Genomic DNA, 17,430 nt, shown 5'->3' on the forward strand with positions numbered 1-17,430 from the left:
AGTCCCGGACGGCTCGCGCCGCCCATCGCCTCAATGTAGACGGTTCGCCGGCGATGGACAATGGCCCAGCATCCGAATGGGGTGACGGGGACGAGGGGCCGGGCGGGGCTTGAGCACCGGCTCCTGGGTTGGCAGGCGACCCACCAGCACGCCATCCTCGAGTTCGCCCTGCAGCATGAGGACCGCGAATTCGAGTGCATCCCGGCGGACCTGGAGACGCATGAGCCTGCCGTGCTCTGACCGCTGGTGATTGGCTAGGTCGTGCCAGAACAGGCGTTGGAGGCGCTGCGAGTGGTCCGAGTAGCGCTGCCCGGCAGGGAGAGGCCGTTCGGCGGTGAACTGGCCGTACAGGCGGGCCAGGTCGGTGTTCTCGTCGGCCTCGACCCAGGCCGGGATGTCGACGGGGGCGCGTTCGGGGGCATGGATCGGGGCGGCGCCGCTGGTCCGGCAGGGGGCATAAGGGGGGACCATTAGATGGCGTGACACATCTTGAACACGGGCGGAGGACTCGTCGGCCTGTTCGGTGGCGGTGGCGGCAGCCCTGGCGGGGATCTCCGGGTTCGCCGCGAGGGCCTTGTAGACCGTGCCCCGGGCGCAGCCGACGAGGCCGGCGATCTCGGCGAGCGGGATCCCGTCCGCGAGCATCTGGCGGGCGACGCGGGCGAGCAGGGCGCGGGTGTCGGACTGCTCCTCGCGCGTGACCCGACCCTCGCGCCGGCGCTGGGCGGCCTTGCGCTCCTTCGCCGCCACCGCCTGCCCGGCATCGTCGCCGGGGCGCAGGTACGTCATGCCGGCGGCGTCGGCGAGCTCCGGCGTCAGACCCAGGTCGTCGATCACCTTGGAGTTGGACGGGCTGTACAGGACGCTGACCTCCCGGCCGTCCCACATCGTTCTCTCGCCCGCCTCGTGCCGGCGCAGGCGCCGCTCGACGCCGGACAGGTAGCGGGCGAGCTCGTCCTCGGGCAGCCCGAGGAGAGGGGCCAGCCTGGCCGCCCAGGAGGCAGCGTTGCCGCCCTGGCCCATGTGCGACCAGGCGGTGGCCACGTGGTAGGCGATCAGGTCGCGGCGTCCCTCCAGGCCGGAGTGGCCGAGATGGCGGGCGAGCCGCGTCAGGTCGGCCACGATGGCGCCCCAGCGGGACATGCTCGGGCGGGGATTGGCGGCGGCCGCGGCCTTCGGGGCAGCGGCCCGGGATGCCTTGAACGCCCGTGCCGCGTCCCGGGCGAACGGCAGGACCGAGGTGGCCAGCTTCTCGAAATCGACGCGTTCGGCCTCGTCGAAGGAGGCGGGCCAGACGAGGCGGACGACGGTGCCCGACTTGGGATTGACCGAGCCGGAGAGCCGGTGGACGCGCGTCACGTCGCGCACCGCATGATCCAAGGCGAACCCGGCCCACACCCGCGCCGCGCGCTCCTCGCACGCGCGCACGCGATCATCATGCCTGGCGTGGCGCGAGTGGATCACCGTGCCGTCGGCGGCGACGCGGGGGCCGTTCAGATAGCTGATGACCGCCTTCACGCGTTGCCGGGCGCCGGGGCACATGCCTTCGAAAACCCATACCGGCCACAGGCCGCGGCCGCTGTCGAGGATGTAGCTCGGGAACGGAATGCCCTCGCTCTGGAGCCGGGCGAGCAGGATCTCGGCCACGACGCGGCGATCCATTGCCTCGAAGGGCGAGCCCTTGCGCAGCTCGGCGTCGGCCCACACGGCCCGGATGGAGGCCAAGTTGGCCCCGATCCGACGCTCCTCGAAGGTGTTCAAGGTGACAAAGCAGGCCTGATCGACGGCCTGCGTCCACCGGCGGAACGCGGCGGGGTGCATGGCCTTTGGGCTGCGGCAGTCCTTGTCGAGCAGGATGACGTCGGCGCCGGTACGGCCGCGCGGATGCAGGAAGTCGAGGTGCGCCAGCTTCAGGCCGCGCGCGTGATCCCGCTGGGCGTTGCGCCGGTTGTGCCGGTCCGGCGCCCACTGGCGACCGAGTTCCCATTCGTCGCGTTCGGCCTCGTCCATGTCGGCGCAGTACAGCGCCTCCATCTCCCCGGCCGGGAGGGGAGCGTAGACGTGCTCGATGAAATCGGGGGCGGGTTCGGGAGCCTGCTCGGCCGCTGAGACGGCATCCACGCTGGCGACAGCCGAAACCCTGGCGCGCCGCGCGGCTGCCACTGCAGAGCGCGCGCGAAGCTCGGCCGAGAGAGCGCTCTCAGCAAGGAGGAAGTCCGGGGTCTCGGGGGTGACGTACGCGGCGGGGTGCATTCTCGGTCCGGGACGGAAGCTCGTCGCCGGGGCAGCACACCCGTCGACCTGAATAGATTTGACCGTCCTCCCGCCTCGCACAAGTCCGCCGCGGCCGCCGTGAAGGCCCTCGGTTAACGCCGCCGAGGCCGCCGATCCGGCCTGCCCCGACGCCTTCGCGTACCGCCCGCCCGCGCCCCTGGAAGCCCACCGCGGCCCCGCCCCGAACTGATCTGGCGACTCCGCGCGCCCAGCCCCGAGACCCCCCGCCAGGCCAATCCTAGAGTCTCGGACCCCGTTAACGCGAAACAGCGTAGACGTCGCCCCGGGTGGGCGCAGGCCGGCCGCGGCGGGCGGGATCCGGGGCCTGAAGAACCGAATCGCCGGTGCTTCGCGACGAATCGAGCGGAGGTTCCACGCTCTTACCGTGCGCGGTCCCGCGCCGTCGCGATCATCGAGCCTGCATCCACCGCAGGCAGCCCGATGTCCGCCCCGTCCCCCGTCCCCCCTGACGTCCGTGTCGACCGCTCCGGCGGTCTGCGCGCCATCGCGACGAACCACGCGGTGCGCCGCTACGTCGAGCGCTCCCTCGGCATCGGCGAGGACGCCCTCGCCGGACTCGACGACGCCAAGGCGGTCGAGGCGCTCTACGCCGCCGGATACCACGTGAAGGCCTAGAGGGACCGGCTCGCCTACTTCGGCGGCGTTCGCGCCCCGCTTTCCGGGCATCTGATACGATGCAGGCAATCGGTAGCTAACCCGTCCTCGCTTCCCTCAGGGCCGGAGGCACGAGCCCCGGCCCGCCTCCCCGGACGCCTCCGAACTGCTCGGCGACGAGATCGTCGAGCCCCTCGCCGTATGGGAACAGCGTGGCCGCTCCTGCCGCCTCCTGCTCGCGTACGCACAGACTGACGAGCTGGCGGTGGAGCTCCGGGCGTGGCTCAAGGTCGACCCGGCCCGGGCGATCCATTGCGCCGTCTACCGGGTGCCGGGGGAACTCCACCCCCGCTACGCCGGGCGGACGCCGACGCCGGCGGATGTCGAGGCCGCCCGTGCCGACCCGGCCGGCGTGGCGCTGGGCCTGATCCGCGAGGACCTGGCGCGCCGGGCCGCCTAGTCCCCCGTCCCCACGTCGACGATCCCCTGCGCGCAGCCCGGCGAGGTCCCGAAGATCTCCTGGCTGCGCTCGTTGAACACGAGCCGCCCCAGCCCTCGCAGGTCGATGAGGATCAGGCCCATCGACCGCGCGGCCACCCCCGTCCCGGTCCGCGCGTGCCACTTCCCGGTGCGGGTGTCCCGGGTCTCGCAGCGCGCCGAGACCGCCCACTCGCCGGCGCCGGTCCGCCGGAACATCAGGTTCATCGTCAGCTCGTGGCTGCCCTTGCGCTCGACCGCGTCAGCCGACCATCGAGGCTGATCCATCGGGCCAGCCGTCGCCGGCCCGGCCACCGCGAGGGCGGCCAGGGTGAGGATTGTACGCATCACACTCTCCTGTTGACACTTACCGGGTGCGCCCGCCTGAGGCCGACATGCGGCCGACGCGGGGCTCACGCCTCGAATGCTAGGACCGCTCGCGGCTTCCGTTCCCATCGCGCGCGGTTTGTCATTTTGACTCCGGATCGCACGTGCTTTGTCCGGCGCGCACGCGGTTTGTCACTCGATGGCTTCGGAGAGCCATGCCCTCCGCGAATGCCGTCTACCGGGGTTCGCCGTACCAGGGGAGGCTGTCGAGGATCGCGTCTGCCTCCTCGTCCATTGGGGGCGTGTACGGCGCGGCCGGCGGCGCCGGCGGCGCCGGCGGCACGGGCTCGGGCACGTACTGCGTGCCGAGGCGGTAGAACCGCCCCTCGGTCCGGACCCACCCATCCCCGCGTGCGATCAGGGGCGACGTCCACGCGAACGTGCTGCCCAAGCGAGGATGCCCGGTGACGTACCCCTTGAGGCTCGGCAGGTCCGTGCCGGGGTACGTCGTCTCCTCCCACTTATCGATGAACGGGGCGTCGGCGAGATCCGCGGGCGACGGCGTCCAGCCGGAGGCCAGCAGATCGGCGTCGCGGGCGCGGTAGCGGTTGCGCTCCGCGATCTCCGCCAGGCTCATGCGGCGCTGTCTCATAACTGAACCCCCCTGCTGTAGTGGATGTCGATGCACCGCCCCAGTCTGAGGAGGCCGCTGGCATAGCACCATGCCCACCCTCGGATTTCGCCGCCCGGCTCGTCCTCGATCATCTGGACCGTGCTGGTCGTCACCCTGGCCCCGTCGGGGTAGCGGGGGTGCCCGGTGATGATGCCGGTGAGCACCGCGCCGTCCGCTGACCGGTCGTCGGGTTCGAGGAGCCACTCGTCGAGCAGCGGCGCCTCGGACAGGCGGTACAGGTCCGCAGGGAGGCGGCCGGGGTAGCGTTGCCTCAGCGACATTCGATCCCCCATGCCGAGCCGTCCGGATCGAAGTAGATCCTTCGGCAGCGCGTGACGTTCATGCCCCCGGCGGTCACGAAAGAGGTGTGTCGGTACGGGTCGAAGAAGAGGCGCTCGCCCGTGCCGATGCCGTGGGGGAGATACTGGCGATTGCCCCGGGCCCAGGCGCACACCTCCCTCTGACCCTTGGCACGGATGCGCTCGACAGCCGCGACGCTGACGACGAGCGTGACGTCGCTCAGGCAGGCCTGGGAGGCGTGGTACAGAACCCGGCCGTTCACGCGCACCGACCACTGGCGCTTGCGCGTGTGCCAGTAGACGTCGAACAGGTGCGGTCGGGTGTAGTACGCGTAACCGTCGATCACGACACGCCTCCCATCCTCTCGGGGTGGGTGAAACAGGCCGCCCTGCAGAGGACGCTGGCCTTCCGGACCGCGAGCTCGGGCTCGATCAGCCCGCGCAGGAGCTCGCGCTCCAATTGGTACGTGAATAGGACAGCCGCGGCGGCAGTGCCCTCGTCCACTTGCCGGAGCTCGATGCGGTTAGACACGAGCCGGCGGTTGATCAGGATCAGGCGCTCCGGGCGCACGGGCTCGATGAGGGAGATCGTCATGACGGCCTCCATCAATGGCGAGCGACGGGAGCCGAGTCCCTCGCCCGGAGGAGTCGGGCCACCATGCGCTGGAGCCGGCGGACCGACCCGCCCCGCCACGCGTCCTGCAGCACCGAGAGCTCCTCGCGGTCGAGGTCGCCCCAGCGCTCGTCGAGACCGAGCTCACGGCACGCCTGGCGGGCCAGCGCGGGGGCCAGCAGGCCGAGGTGCTCCGGTCCGGGCTCGTCGACGCGCACGACTGTCATGCGGTCGAGCAGGCTCGACGGGATCGGGTCCGTCGAGTTCGCCGTGAGCACGTGCACGACGTGCCCCAGGTTGAGGTCGTGGAGGTAGTACGGACTCCTCCACGCCGACGCCGTGGATCGCTCCAGCAGCCCGTGCAGGATGTCGTACGGGTGGCCGCCCGAGGTCCTCGAACCACCAGCCTTATCGGCCTCGTCGTAGCACGCGAGAGCCGTCGACAGGCCCGACGACGACAGCAGGCCTTCGACGAATCCGTGGTGCGACGACGACCAGCGGATGCTCGTCCCGCCCAAGGCATTGTCGGACGTCGTGTCCAGGGCGTAGCGCCCGAACGGCAGGCCAGACACGGCCGCGATCCGCCCCGCGTGACGGGACTTGCCGGCACCGGCGGGGCCAACGGTCAGGATCGCCGCATGCCCCCAATGGGACCTGCCGCCCTGGCTCGCGCGAAGGGCGCGCGTGACCGGCGCGAGCCAGGGCGCCTCGGCGTTGAGCTCGGCTTCCCAGGCGTTCCAGTCCTCGGGGACCGCGACGCCGGGCAGCAAGGCGCCCAGGCGCTTGCCCAGCGCGCGCTCGACTTCCTTCCGGTTCTCGCCCTTGCCGATCGAGTCGAGGATGCCCCGCGGGAACACGATGGCTCCGGCGGTTGCCGGGCGCTCCTCGTCGAGCAGGTCGGCCACAACGCGCTCGGCGCGGTCGAAGTCCTCGTCGCGGGGATCGTGGCTGGTGTCGTCGCGGACCGCGCCGAGCGGAGGGTTCGCGTCCACTCCGCGCATGAACTCGACGACCTCCGCCCTGGCGCACAGGTCGAGCCAGCCGGTGTCCCTCGCGTTCTTGCGGTGAACCGGGACGTCGGTCCGGTACAGGCCCAGGGCCTGCTGGTGCGCGTAGTAGGAGAACTCCGACGCCGTCACCGACAGCGCCCGCTTCTTGGCCTCGTCGGGCTCCGAGATCGAGGCGACGTCGCACGCATGCATGACGATGCATGACGATGCGTAGTCCCCGAGCCACGCGGCTATGAACCGGGCCCGCGCCGCGATCTCCTCGACGGCGTCGTAAACCTCGACCGCAAGGTCGCGGTCGTACACGTGGCGCTCGCAGGCCTGGACCAAGGTCAGGGCGGCGGGCAGCGTGACGCCGCCGTGCCGGATCGCGTCGAGGCACGCCCGCACGTCGGCGGGCAGCCCCTTGCGCTCCAGCGTGGCGACCCACTGGCCCGCGTCCATAAACGCGTTGTTCCAGACGAGCGGCCATCCGAGGCGAAGCTGGTCGACGGTCGCCGGGTAGAGAGTGTTGGCGGGGGGTGCGAGCGCTAGGTCGCTCGCGCGGGCGCGCTGCGCCCGACGATGGTCGTCGGTCATGGCCAGGGACTCCAATGCCCATGCCGGCCAATGCCAGCGGGGCAGGTGAAAGGGTCTACAGGATCCGCCTTGAGATCCGGTTAACGGTGGGTGGGATCCAGCGCCCTTAGCCCCCGGAGCTCCACCAGGGCGGTCGTGGCGTCGGTGAACAGGCTGTCTGCCCCGACGGCGCGCTGGGCGTCGAGATACCGTGCCGCGGCCCGCACAAGGGCGGCGAACTCGCGCGCGTCGTGGCGCCGGGCGATCCTGACGACGGCGGCGAGGGCGTTCGGGGGCAGCCCCTGTTTCCGGACGCGGTCGCGCGCCGTGGACCGCCGGTTCATGCCCGTGAGATCGGCGACCGCGGAGGACCAGTCGTCGCCCCAGACCCCGCCGGCGAGCGTGTCGAGGGCCTCGACGAGGGCGATGCCGTAGGCCTCCCTCGGGATCGGGATGCGGCCGTCGGGTCCGTCCAGGTGAGGCTCGCGGCCGACGTAGACGAGCTCGCCTTCGCGGCCGTCGACCCAGGCCCGGCCAAGGCGGATGTCGCCCGGCTCCGGCACCGACGGGGCGACGAGTTCCAGGCGGACGAGGGGGGTCATGGACGGTCTCCATGCGGGGGACGGCCCTGAGCCATCGCCCGCGCCCCCTCGTGCCCGGCGTGCCCCGCGTCGGTCAAGGCCGCCCTGGACGAATCCCCCGCCATCCCAGAGGATGCCGGCCTTCCTCCCGGGCCGGCCGGCCCGGGAGCCCGCGTCGGCCGGCGCGGGGGCCCAGCCCGGGGGCCTTGTCCGGGACGCAGGGGGTCCGCCGTGGCAGTGCGGGCCCCTTTCTCGTGGCTGGGGGGACTAGGCGAATCCGGAATTGGTGCTTCGATCGTGATGGCTTTGCGGACGCCCCGACTGGCGGGCGCGGCGGGGTGACGATCCAGCCTGACGGAGGCCGAGATGCGCTGAGCTCCCACGCTCCCAATCCCGGCCGTCGCCGGGAGGCTTTCAAGGGCTCTGTCCAGGTGGCGGAGCCCTCCCTGATTCCTGAGGGGGGAATGAAGTGATCGAGCAGCCCAAGCACCCGGCACGCCTGATGCTGTTCTACGACCTGGTGGCAGGCCTGGAGCGCGTCCGCGCCGCCGGCCACGTCAGCCGGAAGACCTGCCCGGAGACCGGGCTGCACCTCCACTGCTACACGCAGCGCTGCGTGTACGACCAGGGCTGGGACACCTCTCCCTGCTGGCCCGCGGCCTCATCGTCGACCCGGCCGCGCGCGCCGTCGTCGCGACGCCGTTCCCGAAATTCTTCAACCTTGGCGAGGGCGGCCGCACCGCCCCGGCCGGCCCGTTCGAGGCCTACGACAAGCTCGACGGCAGCCTCATCGTCGCCTTCTACTTCTCCGGCCGCTGGCGCGCCGCGAGCAAGGCCGCGTTCAACAGCTAGCAGGCGGCGTGGGCGCAGGCGCGCCTCGACGCGATGGACAAGCACTCCCTGATCCCGGGCGCCACTTACCTGTTCGAGGCGATCTACCCCGAGAACGTCATCGTGGTCCGGTACCCGGTCTCGGGGCTGTACCTGCTGGCCGCCTTGCATGAGGACGGCGTCGAGTTTGACTACGGTGAGCTGTCCCGGGCCTGCATCGCCACCGGCCTGCCGCTCGTCGCCAGCGAGGGGTTCGACAGCATCGCCGACATGGTCACGCGGGCCGCGACGCTGCCCGGCGACAAGGAAGGCTTCGTCGTTCGGTTCGAGGACGGCACGCGCCTCAAGATCAAGGGCGAAGAGTACAAGCGCCTCCACAGCCTGATCAGCCGGTGCACGCCCCTGGCCGTGTGGGAGATCCTCGCCGCCGGCGGCAACCCCGACGCGATGCGCCGCGAGCTACCCGAGGAGTTCTGGGCCGACTTCGACCAGATCTACGGGATCCTCACCGAGCGGTTCCTCGACCTGCTGGGGAACCTGCTGACCGTGGCCGGGGAGGTGAGCGACCTGTCGGCCCGCGAGCTCGGTCTGCGCCTGCAGGAGATGCCGGCGGACGTGCACCCGTTCCTGTTCGCCTTCCGGAAGGCCGACACGCCTGAGGCCGAGGCCAAGGTGATCCAGTCGATGCTCAAGACGATCCGGCCCACTGCGAACATGCTCAACGGCTACGTGCCGTCGTACGCGATGGCTCGCGCGCTGCACGAGGCTGCCTGACCATGGTGGTGCCCCAGGACGACGTCATCGCCTGGATCGATGAGAACGCACGCCTGCTGCCTGGGCGGCGGGACGAACCCCGCAATGGTCCGCTGCGCCTGTATCCGTTCCAGCAGGCCATCCTAAACGCCATGTCCGAGCCCGACGTAAAGCTCGTCGTCCGCAGACCTGGTCGGGACGCTGACCTACCGGCCGTGGGGACCTTCCATGGTTGAGCGACCCGCGAAACTGTTTGGGGTCGGCGAGTATCATGACGATCTTGGGACTATTCACGGGCGAATAATCCGCGCCACGAGCTCGCGATATCCACAGTTACGCGGGTTATTATTTGGGTTCTGGCAGTGGAAATTCGTTAACCACGTCACCATGTGCCCGGCTTCAATGGCTGGGAGATGCCAATTGGCGAACCTCGACGCGATTTTCGATAGATCCGGTGGCGGCTACTGGAAGTCCCGCTCCGATGACGAGTTGCTCCAGACGCAATTCACGACAGACGACCCCGAGAGCCTCGAAAACGTCTCGGATGATCCGCCGCCGGACGAGGAGGCAGCGGTCGAGTTAGCTTACAACGTTGCCGATCGGGACGCAGGACGAGCGCGGTGTGTGTTCTGTCGGTACCCCAATCACGACAAAGGTGTCGTGATGCTGTTCCGGTCCGGGCAGCGGCGCCTGGTCGGACGTGACTGCGCCCGCCGGCACTACGGCGTCGCCTTCGATGCCATGGCCCGGGATTTCGACGCCGCACAGGACAGGGCCAGCTACGTCGAGCGTCAGCGGCGGGCGGCGTCGGAGCGGCACGACCTCGTCGGACTCCTGCGGGCCATGCGAGCCGACCCGGGGATCCGTGAGTTCGCGGATACCAAGCGCCGCCTTCGCGAATTCATGGGTCCCAAGCTTTGGGAGAAGTTTGTCCGGATCGCAGACCGCGGTGAAATGCTGGACGGTGGCCCCCCTGTCGCTGAGAGACACGGCATGCTCACGGTGCTCGTCGCATCGAGCGATCCAGGAGCAATCTCCGGGGCGGACCTCGTGCGGTCTGGCCCTACGGTCGCTCAGCGGTTGGAAGACATCGAGGCCGAGCTAGAGGCGGTCATCGCGAGCCTGCGGGCCGCCGGCACAAACACTCGGGAGATCCGGACAGGCCTTGTCCGGCTCGTTGACCTCCTGAAGGCGGTCGAGGCCGAACGAGTGAGGATGCGCTCGGTCAGCGCGTTCTTTGAGGACGGGAACCTTGGTCGGATCGCGCACTGGATGCGTTTGAACGGACGACAAGGTATCGCCGTGGATGTCCTGCCGTACCGTTTGGTCGACGATCTGAACCGGACGGAAATCGGGCCGCCGAAGGACTACCTGATCCCGGGCAAGGCCCTGATCGCGGCGATGCGTGAGGCGGTTGTGTTGGCGCCCCAGACAAAGCGTCGGAAGGCATCCTGACGGGTTTGGGCAGCTTCGCGAGCCCCTCCCGCACGGCCGCCTCGACCGCCGCGCCGAGGCCGTCGGCCTCGTGCCCGTGCTCCCGGGTCTCGTACAGTGAGGCCGGCTCGCCCTGGCGCTCCACGAGGACCGTGCTTCGCTTCGGGCCGACCATCACCCGAACGACGACGTCCACGTACCGGCCAGCGCCGGGGCCATCCTCGACGGGGTAGAGGATCGACCGCGGGATGACGTCGGACGACAGGCACGCTTGCCGGAGCTCGGCCTCATCGGCGCAGCCGGTGAGCTCAAGCGCCCGGGCCGTCGTCAGCCGGCGGGCGGACCAGGCTTCGAGCATGTCGTGAACGGTCATCGGCATGCGCCGAGACTCGCATGCTTGGAGAATCCCCGTCGAGTGCTACATCTACTGATGGCCCCGGGCAGGGGCTCCCCGCTCCGGCGGGGGTCGACCCATAGGGCCCGCTGTTAACAGTCAGCATCCCCCGTCTCCCCGCTCACGCGGGGTTTTCGGTCCCACCCCTGCCCGGGCTCTTCCACAGCCTCGTCCACGCACGCCGGCGGCCCGCAGGGGCAGCGCCCTGGTTCGGGCGTTGCCGGCGGAAAAGTGGTATCGATGTGGTATCGCCGGGTTTGGCCCCCCGGCGGGGGAAGGCTAACTGCCTAAGAAGATTGGAGCGGGCGATCGGGATCGAACCGACGACATTCAGCTTGGGAAGCTGACGTTCTACCACTGAACTACGCCCGCCCACATGACTGGTCCGGATCCGGCGTTGACGACGGTCGATCCGCCCGGTCCCAGGCCTTCATGTGCGCCAACCGTCTAGCAGTTCGACGGTGATGGCGTCAAACGCATGGGAACCTCTCAGAGCGGCTCCGAGGCCCGAAAAATCTCACGCGAACTGTCCGCGGCACGTGAAAGGATCACGGTTCCGAGGGCGATCTTCCTTGTGCTGCCCGGCGAAGGCGCGATGGGTTCGGATACGCCTTGCGATCCGGTGGAGGCGCTGACCCAGATCTCCGACTTCGCGGCCCGGCATCCGACCACCTGCATGGCCGTGCGCGCGAATCAGCGCGATTTCTGGGTGCCCTGGACGGCCGAGAACTCGTCGTCATGGAGCCGGTCGATCGGAATCCCGGTCCCAAGCGCCGCCTGTCGAGAACAGCCTCCTCGTCGCGTGGCGGCTTGCTCTGGTGGCTCTCCTGGCCCCTTCGCGGTTCAGCCCGGGCCCCGCCCGCTGCGTCGGGCCGCTGGCTGCGCGTCTGACCGACGGTATTCAGGCGACGCGGGAGAGGCTGCCGGTCTGTGCCCCCTGCGTGCCGCGTGCGGAATCGTAGGCGCGATTGCGCAGAGCGGTTTCGCTGGGGAGTTGATCGATCACGTTGCCGGACGCGGGATCAACCACCTGGAAGACGATCGTGCTCGTGTCCGGGTCCTGAATGTAGCGCGCCTTACCGCCGTTTGCGCCGATGTCGAGCTTCACCGCGGGTTCGAGGGGCGCGGATGTGCTCTGGGGCACGGGGGCCTCCTGCGTCACGGCGGCGGCGGCCGTCGCGCCGAGGGCGTCGAGGCCCTGCGGCCCCGGCGTCGGGGGTGTCAGCGGACGGATCTCCATGGCCGGTCTCCTGCGATCCTGTGATCGAAGGATTGAGACGGGCGGCTGCCTAACCAGCGGTTAACAGCAGCAGGCGATCCACCGGATGGTGGCTCGCGGTCCGAGATGCGATGAACATCCCGTTAGCGTTGCGACACAAATCCGTGCGGCTTTCTCCCCGAGAGGCGGCTCGTCGGGCATCTGATCCATTCAGTCGCCACGGTACCGCGGGCCACCCCGTGTCGTCCGGAGTGCGGTTCAGGCAGGTATCTTCCGATGCTCGCCATCGCGAGGCGGGTGCTCGCCGTGCAGGCGACCGGAGACGATCGGGGAAGCGTGACCCGTTTGTCCGCAGGCCTCGCTACAAGATCGTTGCGCGGCTCAATGCCATCCTCGGGCGCGGACCGGTCGACGTCGGACGCGCCCGCATCATCCTGATCGCATGCACAGCCGCAGTGCTGCCTCCGGTGCCCATTTTCAGGATCGGGATACCCGCTTGCTCAGCAAGGCCGCGTCGGGCGCCTACGGGGCATCTGACAGGAAGCGCCTGCGACTGGAAGCGCTCCGCTCTGTCCAGGCGGATCAGAGAAAGATTTGCGCCCCGATCATCGAACTGGGCACCCCGCGCGCCGTCGGCATCGCCGCGGATCAGATGCGTGCGGCGATGCGCGGTACCAAGGGCGCCCGACCCGGAGCGGTCCTCGACATCGAGGCCCCGTGCGGTGGAACGCCGGGGCGGAACGGCGGCACGCCCGCATCCGGATCGGACCGGGCGTGCCTTGGCCTCACTCGGCGGCGTCGACGTAGAGCTTGCCGCCCTCGGCCAGGAACTCCTCCGACTTGGCCCGCATGCCGGCTTCGGCCTCGGCCTTGGACATCGCGGGCGACGCGCCCACGACTTCGCCGGCTTCCTCCATCGCCAGCACCTCGGCGCGCAGATCCTGGGTGATCTTCATCGAGCAGAATTTCGGCCCGCACATCGAGCAGAAATGCGCGACCTTGTGGGCGTCTTTCGGCAGGGTCTCGTCGTGGTAGCGGCGGGCCGTATCCGGATCGAGGCCCAGGTTGAACTGGTCCTCCCAGCGGAAGTCGAACCGGGCGCGGCTGAGCGCGTCGTCGCGCAGCTGCGCGGCCGGGTGGCCCTTGGCGAGGTCGGCGGCGTGGGCGGCGATCTTGTAGGTGATAACGCCGGTCTTCACGTCGTCCCGGTCGGGCAGGCCGAGATGCTCCTTCGGGGTGACGTAGCAGAGCATCGCGGTGCCGAACCAGCCGATCATCGCGGCGCCGATGCCCGAGGTGATATGGTCGTAGCCGGGGGCGATGTCGGTGGTCAGCGGGCCGAGGGTGTAGAACGGCGCCTCGCCGCACTCCTTCAGCTGCTTCTCCATGTTGACCTTGATCTTGTGCATCGGCACGTGGCCGGGGCCCTCGATCATCACCTGGCAGCCCTTGTCCCAGGCGACCTTGGTCAGCTCGCCCAGCGTCTCCAGCTCGCCGAACTGGGCGGCGTCGTTGGCGTCGGCGATCGAGCCCGGGCGCAGGCCGTCGCCCAGCGAGAACGACACGTCGTAGGCCCGCATGATGTCGCAGATCTCGTCGAACCGCTCGTAGAGGAACGATTCCCGGTGCCCGGCCAGGCACCAGCGCGCCATGATCGAGCCGCCGCGCGAGACGATGCCGGTGACGCGCCGGGCGGTCAGCGGCACGTGGGCGAGACGCACGCCCGCATGGATGGTGAAGTAGTCGATGCCCTGCTCGGCCTGCTCGATCAGCGTGTCCTTGAAGACCTCCCAGTCGAGCTTGAGCGGGTCGCCGCCGACCTTCTCCAGCGCCTGATAGATCGGCACCGTGCCGATCGGGACCGGGCTATTCCGGATGATCCACGAGCGGATGTTGTGGATGTTGCGGCCGGTGGACAGGTCCATGACCGTGTCGGCGCCCCAGCGGATCGACCAGACGAGCTTCTCGACCTCGTCGGCGGCCGAGGAGGTCACGGCCGAGTTGCCGATATTGGCGTTGATCTTGACCAAGAAGTTCCGGCCGATCGCCATCGGCTCCAGCTCGGTGTGGTTGATGTTGGCCGGGATGATCGCCCGGCCGCGGGCGATCTCGTCGCGCACGAATTCGGGGGTGATGAAGGGCGGGACCGAGGCCCCGAAGCTCTGGCCGTCGGCGAGTGCGGCCTCGGCGCCCGCGAGCATCTTCTCGCGGCAGACGTTCTCGCGATGGGCGACGTAGATCATCTCCTCGGTGATGATCCCCGCGCGGGCGAACTCGTACTGGGTCACCCTCTGGCCCGGGGCCGCCTTGCGGATGGTCCGCTCGGCGGGGCAGGGGGCCACGAGCTTGTCGCCCGCGAAGCCGTTATCCTCGGGCTTCACCGCCCGCGGGGCGACGGCCGCGTAGCCGCGAGCCGCGATCCAGGGCTCGCGCACGCCGGGGAGGCCGGCATTGAGGTCGATCCGCGCGTCGGTCTCGGTGTAGGGGCCCGACGGGTCGTAGACCCGCACCGGTTCCTCCTTCGGATCGGAGAGGACGATCTCGCGGTAGGGGACGCGGATGTCCGGCCGTCCGGCCGGGCTCGCATAGGCCTTGCGCGATCCGGTCACCGGACCCGTGGTCACGGTCTCCGGGCTGCCTTTCACATCCTTGGGGAGAACGGGTGCGTTCATCGTGGGCCTCTCCTCGTGCTGGAGCAGTCCGGTCCACGCGATGGCCGAGATGAGATGGGGCCGCGCGACATGCGACCGCAGGTTCCCGTCCCTCCGCCGGTATGAGCCGGATCAGGTTCAAGGGTCAGGGCAGCGTGCCCAATCTCAGCCCCCTGCGGGGCTCCCCTCGGAACGGTTCCAGACTCAGGCGCGCGGACGGCTTTGTCAATGCTGACCGGGCGCCCTAGAAAACACATCCCGAAAACCGTTCGATCGAACGCATCCGCTTCTCAACCCCACGGCCTCCCCCGCATCGCATGCGTCTCCTCGCCGGCCTCCTGCTCGCCGTGCTCCTGCTCTGCGGGTTGGCCTGCGCCGCGCTCGCCCTCGGACAGCGCCGCTTCCTCTATCCGGGCGCCTTCAGCGCGCCGACACCCTGGCCGGTGCCGCCCGGGGTCGCGACGATCACGGTCGCGACCTCGGATGGCGAGACCCTGCACGGACTGTGGCGGCCGCCGCGGCCGGGCTGCGGCGTCATCGTCAGTTTCCACGGCAATGGATCCCGCCCGGAACCGCACGCGGAGCGCTTCGCCGCGGAGCCGTGGCGGGCGCGCGGCTGGGGTCTGCTGACCGTGGCCTATCGCGGCTATCCCGGCTCGACCGGCAGCCCCAGCGAAGACGGCCTGATCCGCGACGGCCTGGCGGCCGTGAACGCCGCGCGGGCACAGGCGCCCGATGCGCCGATCCTGCTGCACGGCCATTCGCTGGGGGCGGCCGTCGCGGTCGCAGTCGCCGAACGGGTGCCGACGATCGGGCTTTACCTGGAGGCCCCGTTCGACTCGATGATCCACACCGTGCGGCTGCATGTCCCGCTAGTCCCCATCTGGCTCCTGCGCGACACATACCGCTCGGACACGCGCATCCGTGGCGGAACTGCGCCGGTTCTGATCGTGCAGGGACGTGACGACACGGTGGTGCCGCTCAAGTTGGCGCAAGGCCTCGCCGCAGCAGCCGGCCCGCGGGCGCGGATCGCCGTGATCCCGGGCGACCACACGTCCATCCTGGGGGGGCGGGACCGAGAGGCCGAGGCGATGTTCAGAGAGCGTGTCGGTCCGACCTGCCCGCAGCCGGCCGATCAGCAAGGATAGGAGCGGGGGGCGCGTGGTCGGACGGCGCTCGCAGCGCTGGAGCGCCGAGGATCCGGACGCACCGGGTGCGCAGGGCCGGCCCGAGCCGGTCTGCCCGCTCTGTGAGCGCCCGATTCCGCATCGCGCTCGCTCCAGCCTCCATCACCTCACCCCGAAGCTCAAGGGCGGAACCCATCGCGGTACCGTCCGCCTGCACCAGATCTGCCACTCGGCGATCCATGCACGCTACAGTGAGGCCGAGATCGCCAAGCGCCTGGCCGATCTCGAAGCCCTGCGGACCGATCCGGAGATAGCCCGCTTCCTCGCCTGGGTGCGCGGCCGGCCGGACGATTTTCACGCCGCGACGCGTATGACCCGCGCGCGGCGGTCGGCGCGGCGCTAGGTCTGACCGCCGGCGTTTACCGACCGTTCGTCACATCCGCAGGTTGCGGCGATCGCGTTCATCGCCGTCAACCCAAACCGGTCCAGGATCCCTCCGATCGCGAGGGTGGGACGATGGCCGGGGTCGGGGATACGGGTGATCGGCTCGCCTGGGTCGATATCGCCAAGGGGATCTGCATCCTCCTGGTGGTCATGATGCATTCCGTCACGGGCACCGGCGACGCCATGGGCGGGGAAGGTTTCCTCCATCCGGTCGTGGCCTTCGCGAAGCCGTTCCGGATTCCGGACTTCTTCCTTCTGTCCGGCCTGTTCATGGGGCGGGTGATCGACCGCGACTGGCGCCTGTTCTCCGACCGCCGGGTGGTCCATTTCGCCTATTTCTACCTGCTCTGGCTCGTGATCCAGTCGGCCGCCAGATACGGCAAGATCGTCGGCGATGACGGCCCCACGGCCTTCGCGGCGCATCTCGCCCATGCCCTGATCGAACCCTACTCGACGCTGTGGTTCATCTATCTGCTCGCGGTGTTCTCGGTCGTCACCAAGGCTCTGCGCCGCGTGCCCGACGCCGTGCTGCTCGCCGGTGCCGCCGTGCTGCAGATTGCCGACATCCGCAGCGAGTCGACCCTCATCGAGGAGTTCTGCGCCCGATATGTCTTCTTCGTCGCCGGCTATCTGTTCGCCGGCCGCATCTTCGCCCTCGCGGACGCGGCCCGGCACCGGGTCCGGCTCGCCCTGTGCGGCCTCGCCGCATGGGCGTTCGTGGAAGGTTGGCTCGCGCTGACTCCGTCGGGCCTTCCGAATCACCCGACCCTCGCCAGCCTGCCGCTGGTGAGCCTCGCCCTCGGCGCCGCCGGTGCGCTCGCGATCGTGGTGGCGGCGTCGCTCCTCGGCCGCGTCGGGGGCCCGATCGCCGAGGCGGTCCGAACCTGCGGGCAGCGCTCGATCGTGATCTATCTTGCCTTTTCGCTACCCATGGCGGCGACCCGGGAGATCCTCGTGCGCACCGGAGCCATCGCCGATATCGGACTTGCAAGCCTCATCGTCATGACCGTGGCGGTGCTGCTGCCGCTGGTCCTGGAGCGGCTGGTTCGCGGCACGGCGCTCGATCTGCTGTTCGTGCGGCCGCGCTGGTGCCGGCTCGTGGGGTCGGAGTCCCGGACCCGCCCGGTCCTGCAGGCGACCTGAGACGGGCGGC

Annotated in this window: 19 protein-coding genes, 1 tRNA gene and 1 riboswitch; of the genes, 9 read left to right on the forward strand and 11 right to left on the reverse strand. The window is 69.8% G+C overall.

Annotation, left to right across the window (positions count from 1 at the left end):
• Positions 1–30: 30 nt before the first annotated feature.
• Positions 31–2,253: a helix-turn-helix domain-containing protein gene (locus PQI07_RS16445; RefSeq protein WP_274926998.1), complete on the reverse strand. Its 2,223-nt coding sequence runs from the start codon at positions 2,251–2,253 to the stop codon at positions 31–33.
• Positions 2,254–2,715: 462 nt separating this feature from the next.
• Here PQI07_RS16445 and PQI07_RS16450 point away from each other — a divergent pair, with 462 nt between their 5' ends.
• Positions 2,716–2,910 (forward strand): hypothetical protein, encoded by a 195-nt coding sequence (locus PQI07_RS16450; RefSeq protein ID WP_274926999.1) that lies wholly within the window; start codon positions 2,716–2,718, stop codon positions 2,908–2,910.
• 244 nt (positions 2,911–3,154) lie between these two features.
• Complete coding sequence (locus PQI07_RS16455; RefSeq protein WP_274927000.1) at positions 3,155–3,349, forward strand: hypothetical protein; 195 nt, start codon at positions 3,155–3,157, stop codon at positions 3,347–3,349.
• Here PQI07_RS16455 and PQI07_RS16460 read toward each other — a convergent pair.
• The 7 genes from PQI07_RS16460 to PQI07_RS16490 all read right to left on the reverse strand — a co-directional run bounded on the left by PQI07_RS16460 (position 3,346) and on the right by PQI07_RS16490 (position 7,445).
• Positions 3,346–3,714 carry a hypothetical protein gene (locus PQI07_RS16460; protein WP_274927001.1) on the reverse strand — a complete coding sequence of 123 codons (369 nt, stop codon included), beginning with the start codon at positions 3,712–3,714 and terminating at the stop codon, positions 3,346–3,348. The two genes, PQI07_RS16455 and PQI07_RS16460, sit on opposite strands and share 4 nt — an antisense overlap.
• 214 nt (positions 3,715–3,928) lie before the next feature.
• Positions 3,929–4,330 carry a DUF6634 family protein gene (locus PQI07_RS16465; protein WP_274927002.1) on the reverse strand — a complete coding sequence of 134 codons (402 nt, stop codon included), beginning with the start codon at positions 4,328–4,330 and terminating at the stop codon, positions 3,929–3,931.
• Between the two features lie 11 nt (positions 4,331–4,341).
• Positions 4,342–4,647 carry a hypothetical protein gene (locus tag PQI07_RS16470; protein ID WP_274927003.1) on the reverse strand — a complete coding sequence of 102 codons (306 nt, stop codon included), beginning with the start codon at positions 4,645–4,647 and terminating at the stop codon, positions 4,342–4,344.
• A complete protein-coding gene (locus PQI07_RS16475; RefSeq protein WP_274927004.1) occupies positions 4,638–5,012 on the reverse strand; it encodes a hypothetical protein in 375 nt (124 codons plus the stop codon). Before PQI07_RS16475 ends, PQI07_RS16470 begins: the two co-directional genes overlap by 10 nt.
• Entirely contained in the window at positions 5,009–5,260 is a 252-nt protein-coding gene (locus PQI07_RS16480) for a hypothetical protein (protein ID WP_274927005.1), read from the reverse strand. The genes PQI07_RS16475 and PQI07_RS16480 overlap by 4 nt, the downstream gene beginning before the upstream one ends.
• 11 nt (positions 5,261–5,271) lie before the next feature.
• Positions 5,272–6,864 (reverse strand): hypothetical protein, encoded by a 1,593-nt coding sequence (locus tag PQI07_RS16485; RefSeq protein ID WP_274927006.1) that lies wholly within the window; start codon positions 6,862–6,864, stop codon positions 5,272–5,274.
• Between the two features lie 80 nt (positions 6,865–6,944).
• Entirely contained in the window at positions 6,945–7,445 is a 501-nt protein-coding gene (locus PQI07_RS16490; protein ID WP_274927007.1) for a hypothetical protein, read from the reverse strand.
• A 642-nt stretch (positions 7,446–8,087) separates the two neighbouring features.
• On the opposite strand from PQI07_RS16490, the gene PQI07_RS16495 reads away from it, so the two are divergent.
• The 4 genes from PQI07_RS16495 (at position 8,088) to PQI07_RS16510 (ending at position 10,463) form a co-directional block, all read left to right on the forward strand.
• Positions 8,088–8,276 carry an RNA ligase gene (locus PQI07_RS16495; protein WP_274927736.1) on the forward strand — a complete coding sequence of 63 codons (189 nt, stop codon included), beginning with the start codon at positions 8,088–8,090 and terminating at the stop codon, positions 8,274–8,276.
• A gap of 33 nt (positions 8,277–8,309) precedes the next feature.
• Complete coding sequence (locus PQI07_RS16500; RefSeq protein ID WP_274927008.1) at positions 8,310–9,029, forward strand: hypothetical protein; 720 nt, start codon at positions 8,310–8,312, stop codon at positions 9,027–9,029.
• Positions 9,030–9,031: 2 nt separating this feature from the next.
• Entirely contained in the window at positions 9,032–9,244 is a 213-nt protein-coding gene (locus tag PQI07_RS16505) for a hypothetical protein (RefSeq protein ID WP_274927009.1), read from the forward strand.
• Positions 9,245–9,428: 184 nt separating this feature from the next.
• Positions 9,429–10,463, forward strand: coding sequence for a hypothetical protein (locus PQI07_RS16510; RefSeq protein ID WP_274927010.1), 1,035 nt, complete (start codon positions 9,429–9,431; stop codon positions 10,461–10,463).
• A 670-nt stretch (positions 10,464–11,133) separates the two neighbouring features.
• On the opposite strand, the gene PQI07_RS16515 is transcribed toward PQI07_RS16510, so the two are convergent.
• The 3 genes from PQI07_RS16515 to thiC all read right to left on the reverse strand — a co-directional run bounded on the left by PQI07_RS16515 (position 11,134) and on the right by thiC (position 14,727).
• Positions 11,134–11,208, reverse strand: a tRNA-Gly gene (locus PQI07_RS16515).
• Between the two features lie 529 nt (positions 11,209–11,737).
• Complete coding sequence (locus PQI07_RS16520; protein ID WP_111473804.1) at positions 11,738–12,076, reverse strand: FlaG family protein; 339 nt, start codon at positions 12,074–12,076, stop codon at positions 11,738–11,740.
• Positions 12,077–12,840: 764 nt separating this feature from the next.
• Complete coding sequence (gene thiC / locus PQI07_RS16525) at positions 12,841–14,727, reverse strand: phosphomethylpyrimidine synthase ThiC (protein ID WP_043352437.1); 1,887 nt, start codon at positions 14,725–14,727, stop codon at positions 12,841–12,843.
• A 71-nt stretch (positions 14,728–14,798) separates the two neighbouring features.
• Positions 14,799–14,904, reverse strand: a riboswitch (TPP riboswitch).
• Positions 14,905–15,023: 119 nt separating this feature from the next.
• Between thiC and PQI07_RS16530 the strand changes: the two genes are divergently transcribed.
• The 3 genes from PQI07_RS16530 to PQI07_RS16540 all read left to right on the forward strand — a co-directional run bounded on the left by PQI07_RS16530 (position 15,024) and on the right by PQI07_RS16540 (position 17,420).
• Positions 15,024–15,854, forward strand: a complete 831-nt coding sequence (locus PQI07_RS16530; RefSeq protein ID WP_274927011.1) for an alpha/beta hydrolase — start codon at positions 15,024–15,026, stop codon at positions 15,852–15,854.
• Positions 15,855–15,867: 13 nt separating this feature from the next.
• On the forward strand, positions 15,868–16,236 hold the full coding sequence (locus tag PQI07_RS16535; RefSeq protein WP_274927012.1) for an HNH endonuclease family protein: 369 nt from the start codon (positions 15,868–15,870) through the stop codon (positions 16,234–16,236).
• 113 nt (positions 16,237–16,349) lie between these two features.
• Positions 16,350–17,420, forward strand: a complete 1,071-nt coding sequence (locus PQI07_RS16540) for an acyltransferase family protein (protein ID WP_274927013.1) — start codon at positions 16,350–16,352, stop codon at positions 17,418–17,420.
• The last annotated feature ends 10 nt before the right edge of the window (positions 17,421–17,430 follow it).

Origin of the sequence: Methylobacterium sp. 092160098-2, from assembly GCF_028920805.1 — a bacterium.
In the GTDB taxonomy this organism is placed as follows: Bacteria; Pseudomonadota; Alphaproteobacteria; order Rhizobiales; family Beijerinckiaceae; genus Methylobacterium; species Methylobacterium fujisawaense.